The organism is Stenotrophomonas sp. CC22-02, assembly GCF_004365115.1.
In the GTDB taxonomy this organism is placed as follows: domain Bacteria; phylum Pseudomonadota; class Gammaproteobacteria; order Xanthomonadales; family Xanthomonadaceae; genus Stenotrophomonas; species Stenotrophomonas forensis.
Window position 1 is genome coordinate 3,096,346 of sequence record NZ_SOCO01000001.1, and the last position, 17,103, is coordinate 3,113,448.

The window sequence follows — 17,103 nt, forward strand, 5'->3', positions numbered from 1 at the left end:
GCTCACACCGTAAATGGGCTGGTGGTCAAGAGCGGCATTATAAGCACCGGTTGCCGCCCGGGGCAACCGGTACCGGGACATCGACGTCAGTCCGCGCCCAGGGCCTGGCGTACCAGGGCCTCGAAACGCTGCTGGTCGTAGGCCATCAGCAGATCACAGTTGTCCGGCTGGCCGGTCTGGCGGTTCCAGTCGACGATGGTGGCACCGCGGCTGAACGTGCCGTTCAGTTCCACGTTCAGCGGCCGCGACTCGACCTGCAACTGCCCTTCCGGGTTCAACGCCCAGGCCATGGCCACCGCGTCGGCGGTGTACCAGCGGCCACCCTTGCTGTCTTCGGACAGGCCACGGGTCTTGCGCGAGATCAGCTCGTAGAAGCGGGCACGATCGGAATCGGCCTGCAGCCACTTCTCGGCATCCTGCAGCGGCAGGCCATGGGCGACGGTGGCCTCCCAGTCCGATACCAGCAGGTGCTTGAACGAGGTGAACACCACATGCGCCGCTTCCGGGTCGAACGCGATGTTGAATTCGGCGGCCGGGGTGATGTTGCCGTGGCAGGTGACCGCGCCGCCCATCACCACGATGCGCTTGATGCGCTGGGGCAGGGTCGGGTCCAGCTTCAGCGCCAGCGCCAGGTTGGTCAGCGGGCCGAGCATCACCAGCATCAGTTCGCCGGCGTGTTCGTGCGACAGGCGCAGGATGGCCAGCGCAGCGTGCTCGGCTTCGGCCTGGCGGCTCGGCGGCGGCAGATCCACGTCGCCGTAACCATCACGGCCATGCACGTGGGCAGCGTCGACGGAGGGATGCAGCAGCGGATCCGGGCTGCCGGCAAATACCGGCACGTCGGCGCGGCCAACGATGTCGCAGAGCTTGAGGGCGTTGCGGACGGTGTACTGCAGGCCGACATTGCCGGCGGCGATGGTCAGGGCGACCACGTCATGCCGTTCATCGGCAAAGGCCATCAGCAGGGCCAGGGCGTCGTCCACACCGGGGTCGGTGTCGATCAACAGGGGGATCTTGTGGGTCATCGTTGCCGTCTTCAGATCGGCAACGAAGTGTGGACCGGGATGATGACCGTTGCAAGTACGGGGGGACGGGGGTTCTGGCAGGGCTGCGCCCTGCACCCGCCGAATCAACGACAAACGCCAGAGCAACGGCAAAAGCTGGTTTCCTGGGGGATGGCGGGGTGGGTCCGATGACGGGGGACGCCGTAAACCCATCCCTGGGGGCTTGGCCGCGGCATCCATGCCGCGGACACCCCCGCCACCGGACCCACCCCGCCTTCGACAGATTTCTGCTGCTGTTGGTGGGTGTCGACCTTGGTCGACACATCTACGAATTCATCGAAAAGGCTCTCTGTAGAGTCGAGCCATGCTCGACTCACGCGCGCCGCGTGGATGTGTCGACCAAGGTCGACACCCACCTGAGCGGCATTACGCCGAGGCGTAGCGCACGGCGGTGCCGATCCAGCGCTGCACCACGCGGTCGGCCAACGCGGGTTGCTGGGCCAGCAGGCGTTCGGCGAGGTCGTGCACGCCGGGCAGCAGGCCGGCGTCGCGGGCCAGGTCGGCAATGCGGAATCCGGCCAGTCCGGTCTGGCGGGTGCCGAGCAGTTCGCCGGGGCCGCGCAGCTCCAGGTCCTTCTCGGCGATGACGAAACCATCGTTGGTTTCGCGCATGGTCTGCAGGCGCTCGCGCGCCATCTGCGAGAGCGGCGCCTGGTACAGCAGCACGCAGCGCGACACGGCCGAACCACGGCCGACACGGCCACGCAGCTGGTGCAGCTGGGCCAGGCCCAGCCGCTCGGCGTTCTCGATCACCATCAGCGAGGCATTGGGTACGTCCACGCCCACTTCAATGACGGTGGTCGCGACCAGCAGGTCGATCTCGCCGGCCTTGAACGCCACCATCGTCGCCAGCTTCTCGGCCGCCTTCAGGCGGCCATGCACCAGCCCGACGCGCACGCCCGGCAACAGCGCCTGCAGTGATTCGTAGGTGGCCTGCGCGGGCGTGGCATCCAGCTCTTCGCTTTCCTCGATGAGCGTGCACACCCAGTACACCTGCCGCCCTTCCCGGCAAGCCAGCGCGATGCGCTCGATCAGCTCGGGGCGACGGTCGTTGTTGAGTGCCACGGTCTGCACCGGGGTGCGGCCGGGCGGCAGTTCGTCGATGGCCGACACGTCCAGATCCGCGTACTCGGACATCGCCAGCGTGCGCGGAATCGGCGTTGCGGTCATCACCAGCTGGTGCGGCACGCTGTTGCCGCCCGCGCCCTTGTCGCGCAGGGCCAGGCGCTGGTGCACGCCGAATCGGTGCTGCTCATCGACGATGGCCAGGGCCAGGTCCTGGAACACCACCGCGTCCTGCATCAGCGCGTGGGTACCGACCACCACCTGCGCCTCGCCGTTGGCGACCTGTTCCATCACCTTGGCGCGCGCCTTGCCGGTGACCTTGCCGGCCAGCCAGGCGATGCGCACGCCAAGCGGTTCCAGCCAGCCGCGCAGGTTGTTGAGGTGTTGTTCGGCCAGCAGTTCAGTGGGCGCGGCCAATGCGACCTGCTTGCCCTGCTCCACCGCCAGCATCGCCGCCAGCGCGGCAACCACGGTCTTGCCGGAACCGACGTCGCCCTGCACCAGACGCAGCATCGGGCTGGGCCGCGACAGGTCCTCGCGGATCTGCTTGAACACGCGTGCCTGCGCACCGGTCAGCGCGAACGGCAGCTGCTTCAGCAGTGCCTTGGCCAGCTTGCCGGGGCCGGCCAGCGGCGGCGCGTGATGCGCCTGCAATGCGATGCGCTGGCGACGGAGGCTGAGGTGGTGCGCCAGCAGCTCTTCCATCGCCAGGCGACGCTGCGCCGGATGGGTGCCTGCCGCCAGCGCGGCCAGGTCGGCATCCGGCGGCGGCCGGTGCACGGTCAGCAGCGCGCTGCGCAGCGAGGGCAGCTTGAGACCGTCAAGCCAGCCACTGGGAAGCAGTTCCAGCGTGCTTTCCTCGGGCAGGCGGTCCAGGGCCTGGCCGATCAGCTTGCGCATGGTCATCGGGCCAACGCCTTCGACGGTGGGATACACCGGGTCGAGGCGGTCGCCGAGTTCGGGATCGTCATTGCGGCCCAGCACCTGGTAGCTGGGGTGGACGATCTCCAGGCCGAGATGGCCGGGCTTGGGCGTGCCGAAGCAGCGCAGCCGGTTGCCGACCGCGAACTGGCCGACCTGCTGCTGGCGGAAATGGAAGAAGCGCAGCACCAGGGTGCCCTGCCCCTCGTCCTCCACTGCCACCTTCAGCATCGGCCGGTAGCGCATGCCGCGTTCGACCGCGACCACCCGTCCTTCCACCTGCGCCGGCACGCCGTTGCGCAGGTCTTCGATGCGGGTCAGCCGGGTGCGGTCTTCATAGCGCAGCGGCAGGTGAAGCCAGAGATCCTGCAGGGTGGCCAGGCCACGCGCCTGCAGTTTGGCGGCCACGGCCGGGCCCACGCCAGCGAGCATCGCCAGGGATGCTTCGCCGGACGGTGACAGGACCGGGGTGACCGCCGCCTTGCGTGCCACGTGGCGGTCAGTCGATGACCATCACCGCGTCGACCTCGAAGTTGGCGCCCTTCGGCAGGCCGGACACTTCGATGGTGGAACGGGCCGGGTACGGCGCCTGGAAGTAGTCCTGCATGACCGCGTTGACCTTGGCGAACTCGCCCAGATCGGTCAGGTACAGGCCCAGGCGCACGACCTTGTCCAGCGAGCCGCCAGCGGCTTCGGCCACGGCCTTGAGGTTGTCGAAGGCGCGACGGGCCTGGGCTTCGACATCACCGGCGCCGACGATGTCGCCGCTGGCCGGGTCGAGCGGGATCTGCCCGGAGAAGTACACGGTGTTGCCGGCGCGCACGGCCTGCGAGTACGGGCCGATGGCGGCGGGAGCCTTTTCGGTGTTGATGATCTGGCGGGACATGGGTCGCTCCGGAGCTTGGGGGAAACAGAGCGGTGATTGTACCGGGTGGGGGCGGCTTTGACCCTGCACAGATGAGGGTAGTGCCGGCCGCTGGCCGGCAACCCGATGGACGCCGGGCGGCATCGTGCGGTTGCCGGCCAGCGGCCGGCACTACCGGGTTCGCGTTACTGGCGGCGTACCGATTGCACGACCGACAGGCGGCGCAGGCGGCGCATCACTTCGGCCAGGTGGTTGCGGTCACGCACCTGGATGTTGAACGCCAGCACGGCGGCGTTGAAGTCGCGGTCCAGGTAGTCCACGCGCTCGATGTTGGAGTGGCTCTGCGCGATGGCGGCCGCCAGCTGCGCCAGCACGCCGGTGCCGTTCTCCACTTCCACCACCAGCGAAGTATCGTAGTCGCCGGAGACGGTGGTGTCCCAGCCGATCGGCACCCAGCGCTCGGGCGACTTGCGCAGTTCGGCCAGGTTCGGGCAGTCCATGCGGTGCACCACGATGCCCTTGCCGGCAGTGTGGTAGCCCATGATCTCGTCGCCGGGAATCGGCTGGCAGCAGCCGGCGAAGGTGACCACGCCACGCTCACTGCCGTTGATCAGGATCTTTTCCTGCGAGTGGTGGCGCGAATGCGGGCCACCGCGCAGTTCGGCGTAGGCCATCAGTGCCTGCGCGGCCTGGGTCGGCATCCAGTTGCCCAGCGCGACTTCGGCCAGCAGGGCCTCCAGGCGCGGGAAGCGATGCTCGGCCAGGAACGCATCCAGGCGCCCCTTCGGCAGCCGTTCCAGCGAGGAATCCATGGCTTCCAGCGCACGGTCGAGCATGCGATGGCCCAGCTGCACGGCATCTTCGTGTTCCAGCTGCTTGAGCTGGTGGCGGATGGCGGTGCGTGCCTTGCTGGTGACCACGAACTCCAGCCACTGCGGTTTCGGCGTGGCCGAGCGCGCGGTGATGATTTCCACCGACTGGCCCGACACCAGCTTGGTGCGCAGCGGCACCAGCTTCTTGTCCACCCGCGAGGCCACCGCCATGTTGCCGACGTCGGTATGCACGGCATAGGCGAAATCGAGCGCGGTGGAGTTGCGCGGCAGGGCCAGGATCTTGCCCTTCGGGGTAAACAGGTAGACCTCGTCCGGGAACAGGTCGACCTTGACGTTGTCGAGGAATTCCAGCGAGGACCCGGCGGCGCGCTGCGAATCGATCAGCTCGACGATCCAGGCGTGGGCACGGCTCTGTGCGCTGTTGGGCGAGTCGCCACCGAACTTGTAGGTCCAGTGCGCGGCCACGCCGCGTTCGGCGATCAGGTCCATCTCTTCGGTGCGGATCTGCACCTCGATCGGCGAACCATAGGGCCCGAACAGCACGGTATGCAGCGACTGGTAACCGTTGGCCTTGGGAATGGCGATGAAATCGCGGAAGCGCCCATCCAGTGGCTTGAAGGTGGCATGCACCGAACCCAGCGCGTGGTAACAGCTGGGTACGCTGCGCACGACCAGGCGGAAGCCGAACACGTCCATCACCTGGTCGAAGGATTTGTTCTCGTCGCGCATCTTGTTGTAGATGCTCCACGGGGTCTTGATGCGGCTGATCAGCCGATGCTCGATCCCTTCCTTGGCCAGGCGCTGCGACAGCTGCACTTCCACCTGCGCCATCGCTTCGCGGCGCACCACCGGCTGGCTGCGGATATGTTTTTCGATGATTGCATGGCGCCACGGATACAGCGCCTTGAACCCGAGGTTCTGCAGTTCGCTCTTGACCAGGCTCATGCCCAGGCGCTGGGCGATCGGTGCGTAGATCTCCAGCGTCTCGCGGGCGATGCGGCCACGTGCCTCGCGGCTCTGCGCGCCCAGCGTGCGCATGTTGTGCAGGCGGTCGGCCAGCTTGATCATGATCACGCGCAGGTCGCGCGACATCGCCAGCAGCATCTTGCGGAAGCTCTCGGCGGCCGCTTCCTGGCGGTCACGGAACTTCAGCTTGTCCAGCTTGGTCACGCCGTCGACCAGTTCGGCCACGGCTTCGCCGAACTCGGCAGCCAGCTCCTCGCGGGTCAGCGGGGTGTCTTCGATGGTGTCGTGCAGGATCGCGGCGATCAGTGCTTCCACGTCCAGGCCCAGCTCGGCCAGCACCTGGGCCACGGCCACCGGATGGGTGATATAGGGCTCGCCCGACTTGCGCGTCTGCCCAGCGTGCGCGGCGGATCCGACTTCCCAGGCACGGCGCAGCAGCGGCAGCTGCTCCGGCGGCAGGTAATGGGCGGCGCGTTCAAGCTGGAGGACGTAGTCGGGTACGGCGGCAGTGGCGGCTGCGGCGACCTTGGCAGTGGGGCCTGGGTTCATGCCCGAAGCCTATTCCAGCGCGACGTTTACGGCAAATCCTGAATGCGAAACAGCCCGCGCGGGGCGGGCTGTTCGGCTATCCAGCAATGACTCTGATCGATGCGATCAATCGTCGTTCTTGGACATGTCTTCGTCGGCGACCACTTCCGCGGCGGCCCACTCCAGCGCTTCGCGCTCGGCGCGCTCACGCTCGGCCTTCTCGACTTCGTCGATCAGCGCGTTGTCGATCTTGCGGGCGGCGATTTCGCGCAGCGCCAGCACGGTCGGCTTGTCCTCGGTCTCGCTGTTGTCCAGCGTGGCCTGCACGCCGTTGGCGAGCTGGCGGGCACGCTTGGAAGCCATCATGACCAGTTCGAAACGGTTGTTAACGACTTCCAGGCAATCTTCTACGGTGATGCGGGCCATACGGGCTCCCGGCGACCGGTCGGCCGCTCAGTCGAATGAGGGAAAGGGGACGGAGTGTACTGGCAGGGGCTGGACAAAATCAAGCCAACCCCCATCCGATTCTTTTGGAATCAGTCAGTTGCGCCCGGATCGGGGGTCAACAGGGCCTGGATCAGGCCGGCGTGGCGGACCTTCTGGGCCTCCCGGCGCAGGCGGCTGGCGGTGAAGATGGCGCACAGCTCGTCCACGGCGGTGTCGAACACCTCGTTGACGATCACGTAGTCGAACTCGTTGAAGTGCAGCATCTCGTCACGCGCCGCGCCCAGGCGCTGGGCGATGACCGCCTCGCTGTCCTGGCCGCGCTTGCGCATGCGGTCCTGCAACGCCTGCTTGGACGGCGGCAGGATGAACACGGTGACCGTGCCCGGCACCAGCTGGCGCACCTGCTGCGCGCCCTGCCAGTCGATTTCCAGCAGCACGTCCTGGCCGGCAGCCAGCTGCGGCTCCACCGACTGCCGGGCGGTGCCCTTCCAGTCGCCGTGCACCCAGGCATGCTCGAAGAAATCGCCGGCGGCGATCATCTGCTCGAACTTTTCGGCACTGACGAAGTGGTAGTGCTGGCCGTTCACCTCACCCGGGCGCATCGCACGCGAAGTGAAGGAAATCGACAGGGCGATCTGCGGATCACGCGCCAGCGTGGCGTTGACGATGCTGCTCTTGCCGGCGCCGGAGGGGGCGGCAACGATGTACAGCGTGCCGCGCGCGACGGCGTCCGACGAAGGTGACGGGGCGCTCATGCACGGAACCCAACTGGTTGATTTCGCAAAATTTTTCCTCGATGTTCCAGATCCGGCGCGGAGGATCGCGCCAGGACGGCGGAGGCTGCGCGGAACATCCTGGAACCAGGCCCGGCAGACGGCTCCCCGGGGTGCGGGCACGCAACTTTACCAGAGCCGCCCCTTTTCGCGCCCCTTGGCGAGGCGGCCGGACCTTGTGCCACATGGGCATCCGGGGGCCTGTGCTATAACCGGGCCGTACCTACCGACAGCCGGGTGGTCTGCGTGCCGCCCCGCCATCCAAGGAGAACGGCATGCCCTCGATGAGTCGCCGCCAGTTCCTGAAGGTCACCGGGACAACCCTGGTGGGCTCCAGCCTGGCATTGATGGGCTTCGCGCCCGGCATCGCGCTCGCGGAGGTCCGGCAGTACAAGCTGACCCGCGCGACCGAGACCCGCAACACCTGTACCTACTGTTCGGTGGCCTGCGGCATCCTGATGTACAGCCTCGGCGATGGCGCCAAGAACGCCGAGCCGAGCATCTTCCATATCGAAGGCGACCCGGACCATCCGGTCAACCGCGGCACGCTGTGCCCGAAGGGTGCCGGCCTGGCCGACATCATCCACAGCAAGTCGCGCCTGCTCTACCCCGAGTACCGCGCACCGGGCTCGAACGAATGGAAGCGGCTGAGCTGGGACGATGCGCTGGACCGCATCGCGCGGCTGATGAAGGAAGACCGTGATGCCAACTTCGTGCAGAAGAACGAGGCCGGGCAGACGGTCAACCGCTGGCTGACCACCGGCATGCTGGCGGCCTCGGCCACCAGCAATGAAACCGCGGTGCTGACCCACAAGGTCGTGCGCTCCCTCGGCATGCTGGCATTCGACAACCAGGCACGTGTCTGACACGGCCCGACGGTGGCAGGTCTTGCCCCGACGCTAGGCCGTGGTGCGATGACGAATCACTGGGTCGACATCAAGAATGCCGACCTGATCCTGATCATGGGTGGCAATGCCGCCGAGGCGCACCCGTGCGGCTTCAAATGGGTGACCGAAGCGAAGGCACACAACAAGGCCCGCCTGATCGTGGTCGACCCGCGCTTCAATCGCTCGGCCGCGGTGGCCGACGTGTATGCGCCGATCCGTACCGGCACCGACATCGTGTTCCTGGGCGGCCTGATCAACTACCTGTTGACCGAGGACCGCATCCAGCACGAGTACGTGCTGAACTACACCGACATGTCGTTCCTGGTGAAGGACGAATTCGCCTTCAAGGACGGCCTGTATTCGGGCTACAACGAAGAGAAGCGCAGCTACGACCGCTCCAGCTGGGACTACGTCTATGGTGATGATGGCTTCGTGCGCAGCGACCCGACGCTGAAGGACCCGCGCTGCGTCTATACCCTGCTCAAGCAGCACTACGCGCGCTACACCGTGGAAATGGTCGAACGCATCTGCGGTACGCCGGCCGACAGCATCCGCCAGGTCTGGGACATGATCGCGTCCACCGCCGGCAAGGACAAGGCGATGACCATCCTGTACGCGCTGGGCTGGACGCAGCACTCGGTGGGCGCGCAGAACGTGCGTGCCGGCACCATGGTGCAGCTGCTGCTGGGCAACATCGGCGTGGCTGGCGGCGGCATGAACGCGCTGCGCGGGCATTCCAACATCCAGGGCCTGACCGACATCGGCCTGATGTCCGACCTGCTGCCCGGCTACCTGACGTTGCCGAAACAGGACGAACAGGACTACGACGCCTACATCGCCAAGCGCACGCAGAAACCGCTGCGCGCCAACCAGATGTCGTTCTGGCAGAACTATCCGAAGTTCCACGTCAGCCTGATGAAATCGTGGTGGGGCGACGCCGCCACCGCCGACAACAACTGGTGCTTCGACTACCTGCCCAAGCTCGACAAGCCGTACGACATGCTGCAGGCGTACGAGCTGATGAACGAAGGCAAGATCCACGGTTACATCTGCCAGGGCTTCAACCCGCTGGCCTCGGCGCCGAACAAGGGCAAGCTGATCAGCGCGTTCTCCAAGCTGAAGTTCATGGTCAGCATGGACCCGCTGGAAACCGAGACGATTGCGTTCTGGCAGAACCACGGCGCGCTGAACGATGTCGATCCCCGCGCCATCCAGACCGAAGTGTTCCGCCTGCCGACCACCTCCTTCGCCGAGGAAAACGGCGCGGTGGTGAACTCCTCGCGCTGGCTGCAGTGGCACTGGAAGGGCGCCAACCCGCCGGGCGAAGCACGCAGCGACATCGAGATCATGTCCGAGCTGTTCCATCGCATCAAGGCGATGTACGAGAAGGACGGCGGCGCATGGTGGGAGCCGGTGCGTGATCTGGCCTGGAAGTATTCCAACCCGGAGGTGCCGACGCCGGAAGAGCTGGCGATGGAATACAACGGCAAAGCACTGGTGGACGTGTTCGATCCCAAGGACCCGACCAGGCTGGTGCGCAAGGCCGGCGAGCAGCTGGCCGCGTTCGGCGACCTGCGCGACGATGGCAGCACCTCGTCGGGCTGCTGGATCTACATCGGCGCGTGGGGCCCGACTGGCAACATGATGGCGCGGCGTGACAACAGCGACCCGACCGGCATCGGCAATACGCTGGGCTGGGCCTGGGCGTGGCCGGCCAACCGCCGCGTGATGTACAACCGCGCCTCGTGCGATGTGGCCGGCCAGCCATTCGACCCGCGACGCACGCTGCTGGCGTGGAACGGCAAGAACTGGGGCAGCGTGGACGTGCCCGACTTCAAGGCCGACGAAGATCCAGCCGGCGGCATGGGGCCGTTCATCATGAACCCCGAAGGCATCGCCCGCTTCTTCGCCAAGGCCGGCATGGCCGAGGGCCCGTTCCCGGAACACTACGAGCCGTTCGATACACCATTGCGCAGCAACCCGCTCAGCCCCGGCCAGGCGCAGACGCTGAACAACCCGGCCGCGCGCGTGTTTGCCAGCGACCGTGCGCAGATCGGCTCGCCGGACGAGTTCCCGCATGTGGCCACCACCTACCGCCTGACCGAGCATTTCCACTTCTGGACCAAGCACGGCAAGCTCAACGCCATCATCCAGCCCGAGCAGTTCGTCGAGATCGGCGCGGCGCTGGCCGACGAGCTGGGCATCAACAACGGCAGCCGCGTGCGCGTGAGTTCCAAGCGCGGCCATATCGAAGCCGTCGCGATGGTGACCAAGCGCATCAAAGCCCTGCAGATCGATGGAAAGACCGTGCACCAGGTGGGCATACCGATCCACTGGGGCTTCCTCGGTGCGGCCAAGCCCGGCTACATCGCCAATACGCTGACCAACGCCATCGGTGACGGCAACTCGCAGACGCCCGAGTCGAAGTGCATCCTGGTCAAGGTCGAGAAGGTGTAGGAGACACGTCATGTCACTGCAATCGCTGGACATCATCCGCCGCTCGGCCACCACCACGCCCTCGCCGGAGGCGCGTGGTGCGCACACCGGCCAGGTCGCCAAGCTGATCGATGTGAGCAAGTGCATCGGCTGCAAGGCCTGCCAGGTCGCCTGCATGGAGTGGAACGACCTGCGCGACGAGGTCGGCAGCTGCGTCGGCAGCTATGACAACCCGCCGGACCTGAGCGAACAGTCGTGGACGGTGATGAAGTTCCGCGAGTACGAGGATGAGAAGGGCAAGCTGGAGTGGCTGATCCGCAAGGAAGGCTGCATGCACTGCAGCGATCCGGGTTGCCTGAAGGCCTGCCCGTCGCCTGGCGCGATCATCCAGTACGCCAACGGCATCGTCGACTTCCAGGAAGAGAACTGCATTGGCTGCGGCTACTGCGTCACCGGCTGCCCGTTCGACGTACCGCGCATTTCCAAGAAGGACCACAAGGCCTACAAGTGCACGCTGTGCTCGGACCGCGTCGCGGTGGGCCAGGAGCCGGCCTGCGTGAAGACCTGCCCGACCGGCGCGATCACCTTCGGCAGCAAGCAGGCGATGACCGAGCATGCCGCCGGCCGCGTGGAGGACCTGAAATCACGCGGCTACGAGAACGCCGGCCTGTATGACCCTCAGGGCGTCGGCGGCACCCATGTGATGTACGTGCTGCAGCACGTCGACAAGCCCGAACTGTACGCCGACCTGCCCAGGGACCCGCGCATCAGCCCGATGGTGGAAGTGTGGAAGGGGGTGGCCAAGCCGCTGGGCGTGCTGGCCATCGCCGCTACCGCCTTTGTCGGCTTCCTGCATTACATCGGCATCGGCCGCAACACGGTGAACGACGAGGAAGAGGAAGCGGCCGAACACGAGGCGAAGAAGATCGAAGAGGAGCAGCGGCCATGAAGTACGCACCGCACCCGCGGCAGATCATCCGCTACCGCGCGCCGACCCGCATCAACCACTGGATCGTGGCGATCTGCTTCGTGCTGACCGCGCTGTCCGGGCTGGCGCTGTTCCACCCTGCCCTGTTTCCGTTGACCCAGCTGTTCGGCGGCGGGCCGTGGACGCGCATCCTGCACCCGTTCATCGGTCTGGCCATGGTGATCGGCTTCGCGTTGCTGGCCTTCCGCATGTGGCGCGACAACCTGCCCACTGCCGACGACCGCGCGTGGCTGCGCGGCATGCGCGATGTGCTGCGCAACGAGGACGAGAAGCTGCCGCCGGTCGGCCGCTTCAATGCCGGCCAGAAGTTGTTGTTCTGGGCCATCATCGGCTGCCTGTCGGCGCTGCTGCTGACCGGCTTCGTGATCTGGCGGCAGTATTTCAGCCACTTCTTCCCGATCGGGGTGATCCGCTTCTCGGTGCTGGCCCATGCGCTGTTCGGCTGGGTGCTGGTCTGCGCGATCGTGGTGCATATCTATGCGGCGATCTGGATCAAGGGTTCGGTGCGGGCGATGACCCAGGGCAAGGTGACCTATGGGTGGGCGTACAAGCACCATCGGCAGTGGTTCCGGGACATCCTGCGCGGGCGGCGGGAAGAGGGCTAGTGGCAGGGCCTGCCGCCCTGCACCCGCTGCAAGCCACAGCAACAGCGGCTCTCCGTGGGATGGCGGGGCACTGTGGGTTTGCGGGGACGCCGTAAACCCGTCCCTGGGGGCTTGGCCGCGGCATCCATGCCGCGGACACCCCGCAAACCCACAGTGCCCCGCCTTCGACATTTTCCCGGTGCTGTGGGTTTCCCGCTGCTGTTGGTGGGTGTCGACCTTGGTCGACACAATGAACGGCAATGATCGAAATCGGCTTTTGTAGAGTCGAGCCATGCTCGACTGCATTGCTCGACTGCATTGACTTTGAAGCGCTGGACGCCAGCGCCGACAACGGCGAGGATGGAGGCTGGTTCTTCATGGCTGGCCCGGCATGGCGCAACGCATCCTTGAACCCGGTGAGATCGAGACGCTGGCCTCGCGCGATGTTCCGCGCATCATCCTGCCCGATACCGCGTCGCTGTTCGCCGGACGTGCGGCGCGATTGCGCAGCCTGGCTGCGCACAGCGCCATCGGCGGCTATCTGCAGCTGCTGGCGGCCCTGGCCGATGCGCAGCAGTCGCTGCTGGACGAGTTGACGCCGCAGCAACGCGAGACCCTGCAGGCGCAGGCGCGTTCCCAGCAATCGAGTGCGGCGGCCGGCGCCGGGATGCCGTTGCGGCCGGCCAACACGCTGCAGCTGGATGGGCACTGGCGCGACTGGTTGCGCACGCTGTGCAGGCACTGCGCCGATGAGGCCGGGCTGCCGGCGGAAACCCGGCAGGAACTGCAGCGCGTTGCCGCTGCCGATGACGCATGGCTCGATGCACAGGCGCATGCGGTGCTGGAGCGTGATGACGCGCCTTCGCTGGATGCGGTGGCTGCATTGCTGGTGATGAGCGCGCTGCAGGTGTACTGGGCAGTGCTGGCCGACAGCTTCCGACCGACCGACCTGAAACCGCTGGCCGATGCGCCGGGGCTGTGCCCGTTGTGCGGCACTCTGCCGGTGGCCAGCGTAGTGCAGGCACGGCCGCCCTACGCGTCCTACCGCTACCTGTCGTGCTCGCTGTGTGCCTGCCAGTGGCACTACGTGCGCGTGCAGTGCAGCCAGTGCGGCGCCGCCGGCAAGGATATCGCCTACCGCGCCCTGGCCGATGTGGACGGCGACAGCGGCGAAGCCGTACGTGAAAGCGCCGTACGTGCCGAGACCTGCGATCACTGCCACAGCTACCGCAAGATCCTGTATCTGGAGAAGGACCCGGCGCTGGAACCGGTCGCCGATGATCTCGGCACGCTGTCGCTGGACCTGCTGCTGGGCGAGGAAGGCTATGTGCGCGCCAGCCAGAATCCGCTGCTGTGGCAATCCGACGGCGATTGAGGCGATGACAGCCACGACCCCGGCATCGGCCACCGCCCTGCCCTCGCTGGACCGGCTGCTGCGCCTGCCTGCATTGGCGGCGCTGATCGACGGCCACGGTCGCAGCCGCATCACCCAGCTGCTGCGTTCGCACCTGCAGGTGCTCCGCAACACCATCAGCGCCGGCGGGTTTTCAGCCGCGCAGCTGCAACACGCCGTCGAGGAGCCAGCGCTGGTCGCCGCACTCGAAGCCGCACTGGCCGTCGATGCGCGGCTGGACCTGCAGCCGATGTTCAACCTGACCGGCACCGTACTGCACACCAACCTCGGCCGCGCCCTGTTGCCCGAAACCGCCGTGCACGCGGTCATCCGCGCGATGACCGCGCCGGTCGATCTGGAGTTCGACATCAGCCGCGGCCGTCGTGGCGACCGCGATGCACGGGTGCAGGCGCTGGTCTGCGAGCTGACCGGCGCCGAAGCCGCCACCGTGGTCAACAACAATGCGGCGGCGGTCCTGCTGCTGCTCAACAGCCTGGCCAACCGTCGCGAGGTGGTGGTTTCACGCGGCGAGCTGGTCGAGATTGGCGGCGCCTTCCGCATTCCCGACGTGATGCGTAGTGCTGGCGCGCGGCTGCTGGAAGTGGGTACCACCAACCGCACCCACCCGGCCGATTTCGCCAACGCCATCGGCGCGCGCACGGCGCTGCTGATGGAAGTGCACGCCAGCAACTACGCGATTACGGGTTTCACCGCCAAGGTCGATACCGCGGCGATGGCGGCAATCGCGCATCAGCATGGCCTGCCGCTGGTGGTGGACCTGGGTAGTGGCAGCCTGTGTGACCTGGCCACCTTCGGCCTGCCGCACGAGCCAACCGTGCAGGAGGCGCTGGCCGCCGGTGCGGATCTGGTCTCATTCAGCGGCGACAAGCTGCTGGGCGGGCCGCAGGCCGGCATCATCGCCGGCCGCGCCGACCTGATTGCGCGGATCAACCGCAACCCGCTGAAGCGGGCACTGCGCATGGGCAAGATGGGACTGGCCGCACTGGAAGCGGTGCTGGCCCTGTACCGCGAACCCGAGCTGCTGGCACAACGGCTGCCGACCCTGCGGCTGCTGTCGCGCACGCAACAGGATATCGACGCACAGGCGCAGCGCCTGCTGCCGCCGATGCGGTCCGCGATGACGGCCGACTACAGCGTTGAACCGGCACCGATGCACAGCCAGATTGGCAGCGGCGCGCAACCGCAGGCGCAGCTGGCCAGCGCCGGGCTACGGATCACATCAGCCCGTCGTGGCGGTCTGGATCGCCTGGCCACGCGCCTGCGCCAGCTGCCTCGGCCGATACTGGGTCGCATCGCCGATGATGCGCTGTGGCTGGACCTGCGTTGCCTGGAACCTGCCGACGAAGCGGACTTCCTCGCCCAATGGAGCACGCTGCAGGCATGATCGTCGGCACCGCCGGGCATATCGACCATGGCAAGACGCGCCTGGTACGCGCCCTGACCGGCATCGAGACCGATCGTCTGCAGGAAGAACGCACGCGCGGCATCTCCATCGAGCTGGGTTACGCGTACGTGCCCCTTGAAGGCACCGACGCGCAGGGCCCCGCCGCGACGCTGGGCTTCGTGGATGTGCCGGGCCACGAGCGCTTCGTGCACACGATGGTGGCCGGCGCCACCGGCATCGATGTCGCCCTGCTGGTGGTCGCTGCCGACGATGGGGTGATGCCGCAGACCCGCGAGCACCTGGCGATCCTGCAGTTGCTGGGTGTGAACCGCGGCGTGGTGGCACTGACCAAGATCGACCGCGTGGATGCCGCGCGCATCGCCCGGGTCGAGATCGAGATCGCCGCGCTGCTGGCCGGCACGCCACTACAGGATGCCCCTGTGTTTGCCTGCAACAGCACCGCACCCGGGGATGCAGGCATCGACGCGTTGCGCGCCCACCTGCACGCGTGGGCCGCGGGCGATGCCAACGCGCGCCAGGACGCCCTGCGCCGTGAACTGTTCCGCATGCCGGTGGATCGCGTGTTCTCGCTGGCCGGGCACGGCACGCTGGTGACCGGCGCGGTGCACGGCGGCATCGCCGCCGCAGGCGAGCATCTGCAGCTGATGCCGGCTGCCACCGACGTGCGCGTGCGCAGCATCCATGCGCAGAACCAGGCCAGCGACCACGCGATGGCCGGGCAGCGCTGCGCACTGAACCTGGCGGCCATCGCCCGCGACGACATCAATCGTGGCGACTGGATTGCCGATCCGCGTGCGATGCGGGCCACCACCCGGGTCGACGTGCGCCTGCGGCTTTCCGCGCTGGCGCTGCCACTGCGCGAGCGGGCGCCCCTGCACATCCACTGGGGCACGATGCACCGGCAGGCCCATGCGGTGCTGCTGGAGGATCATGACCACGGCAACGGACAGCTCGTGCAGCTGGTGTTCGATGTACCGGTCTGCGCGATGTGCGGCGACCGTTTCATCGCCCGCGACTCGGCGGCCACCCACACGTTGGGAGGCGGCATCGTGCTTGACCCGGAGCCCCCGCAACGGCGGCGGCGCAGCCCGGCCCGGCTTGCGTGGCTGGCGGCGCTGGAGCAACTGGCGGCCGGCGCCGGGCCTGGCCCGCTGCTGCAACAGGCGCCTGCCGGCATTCCCGCTACCGCCCTGCAACGCTACTGCCGACGTGCCGCCGATCGCATCGACCTGCCCGCGGACGCGCGGCGCATCAACACCCGGGATGACACGGTGATCATCCTCGCCCGGCACTGGCAGGCGCTTGGCGAGCAGGTGATCACCTCGCTGCGGGGTTGGCACGAGCGACGACCGGACGAACCCGGTGTCGACAGCGGACGCCTGCAGCGCAGTACCCTTCCTGCGCTGGCGACCGGCCTGTGGAACGCGCTGCTGCAGGATCTGCTCGACCACGGCAGCGTGCAGCGCGTGGGGGCCTGGTGGCGCCTGCCCGGCCACGACCACGCGCCACCGGAACGCGAACGCCAGCTGATCGATCGCGTACTGCCACAGCTGCACACCGGCGGTTTCGATCCGCCGTGGGTGCGTACCCTGGCCGACGGGCTTGGCCTCGCCGAAGAAGACGTCCGCGCCATCCTGCGTCGCGCCGCAGCGCGCGGCGAACTGTTCCAGGTGGTACCGGACCTGTTCTATGCACCGGCCCGCATCGCCGAACTCGCTGCGATCATCGCGCAGCTGTCACAGGCCACGGGCACCGTGGATGCGGCCGCCTTCCGCGATGCCATCGGCCTGGGCCGCAAGCGCAGCATCCAGATCTTGGAGTTCTTCAATCGCGTTGGCTACACTCGACGCGTCGGTGACCAGCATCGGCCGCGCGGCGATCTGCAATGGAACGCCCCCCACGGTTGAGCGCCCCGGCATCGCCGTAC

Annotated in this window: 12 protein-coding genes; 6 read left to right on the forward strand and 6 right to left on the reverse strand. The window is 67.2% G+C overall.

Going from position 1 to position 17,103, the window contains the following annotated elements; genetic code table 11:
• Positions 1-86: 86 nt before the first annotated feature.
• The 6 genes from N440_RS14160 to gmk form a co-directional block, all read right to left on the reverse strand.
• Complete coding sequence (locus N440_RS14160) at positions 87-1,025, reverse strand: nucleoside hydrolase (protein WP_049457374.1); 939 nt, start codon at positions 1,023-1,025, stop codon at positions 87-89.
• Between the two features lie 405 nt (positions 1,026-1,430).
• Positions 1,431-3,542, reverse strand: coding sequence for an ATP-dependent DNA helicase RecG (gene recG, locus N440_RS14165; protein WP_133935464.1), 2,112 nt, complete (start codon positions 3,540-3,542; stop codon positions 1,431-1,433).
• Positions 3,543-3,549: 7 nt separating this feature from the next.
• Positions 3,550-3,936, reverse strand: a complete 387-nt coding sequence (locus tag N440_RS14170; protein WP_133935465.1) for a RidA family protein — start codon at positions 3,934-3,936, stop codon at positions 3,550-3,552.
• A 164-nt stretch (positions 3,937-4,100) separates the two neighbouring features.
• The gene (locus N440_RS14175; protein WP_133935466.1) at positions 4,101-6,263 is read right to left on the reverse strand and encodes a bifunctional (p)ppGpp synthetase/guanosine-3',5'-bis(diphosphate) 3'-pyrophosphohydrolase; all 2,163 of its coding nucleotides are present in this window, start codon (positions 6,261-6,263) and stop codon (positions 4,101-4,103) included.
• Positions 6,264-6,368: 105 nt separating this feature from the next.
• Complete coding sequence (gene rpoZ / locus N440_RS14180) at positions 6,369-6,668, reverse strand: DNA-directed RNA polymerase subunit omega (protein ID WP_005410877.1); 300 nt, start codon at positions 6,666-6,668, stop codon at positions 6,369-6,371.
• 110 nt (positions 6,669-6,778) lie between these two features.
• Positions 6,779-7,444 (reverse strand): guanylate kinase, encoded by a 666-nt coding sequence (gmk, locus tag N440_RS14185; protein WP_006466566.1) that lies wholly within the window; start codon positions 7,442-7,444, stop codon positions 6,779-6,781.
• A gap of 293 nt (positions 7,445-7,737) precedes the next feature.
• Here gmk and fdnG point away from each other — a divergent pair, with 293 nt between their 5' ends.
• The 6 genes from fdnG (at position 7,738) to selB (ending at position 17,083) form a co-directional block, all read left to right on the forward strand.
• On the forward strand, positions 7,738-10,806 hold the full coding sequence (gene fdnG / locus N440_RS14195) for a formate dehydrogenase-N subunit alpha (RefSeq protein WP_166671561.1): 3,069 nt from the start codon (positions 7,738-7,740) through the stop codon (positions 10,804-10,806).
• A gap of 10 nt (positions 10,807-10,816) precedes the next feature.
• Positions 10,817-11,734, forward strand: a complete 918-nt coding sequence (gene fdxH, locus N440_RS14200) for a formate dehydrogenase subunit beta (RefSeq protein WP_006466571.1) — start codon at positions 10,817-10,819, stop codon at positions 11,732-11,734.
• Entirely contained in the window at positions 11,731-12,378 is a 648-nt protein-coding gene (locus N440_RS14205) for a formate dehydrogenase subunit gamma (protein ID WP_006466573.1), read from the forward strand. The genes fdxH and N440_RS14205 overlap by 4 nt, the downstream gene beginning before the upstream one ends.
• A 370-nt stretch (positions 12,379-12,748) precedes the next feature.
• Positions 12,749-13,732, forward strand: coding sequence for a formate dehydrogenase accessory protein FdhE (gene fdhE / locus N440_RS14210; protein WP_133935468.1), 984 nt, complete (start codon positions 12,749-12,751; stop codon positions 13,730-13,732).
• Positions 13,733-13,736: 4 nt separating this feature from the next.
• On the forward strand, positions 13,737-15,155 hold the full coding sequence (gene selA, locus N440_RS14215) for an L-seryl-tRNA(Sec) selenium transferase (protein ID WP_133935469.1): 1,419 nt from the start codon (positions 13,737-13,739) through the stop codon (positions 15,153-15,155).
• The gene (selB, locus tag N440_RS14220) at positions 15,152-17,083 is read left to right on the forward strand and encodes a selenocysteine-specific translation elongation factor (RefSeq protein ID WP_133935470.1); all 1,932 of its coding nucleotides are present in this window, start codon (positions 15,152-15,154) and stop codon (positions 17,081-17,083) included. The genes selA and selB overlap by 4 nt, the downstream gene beginning before the upstream one ends.
• Positions 17,084-17,103 lie beyond the last annotated feature (20 nt).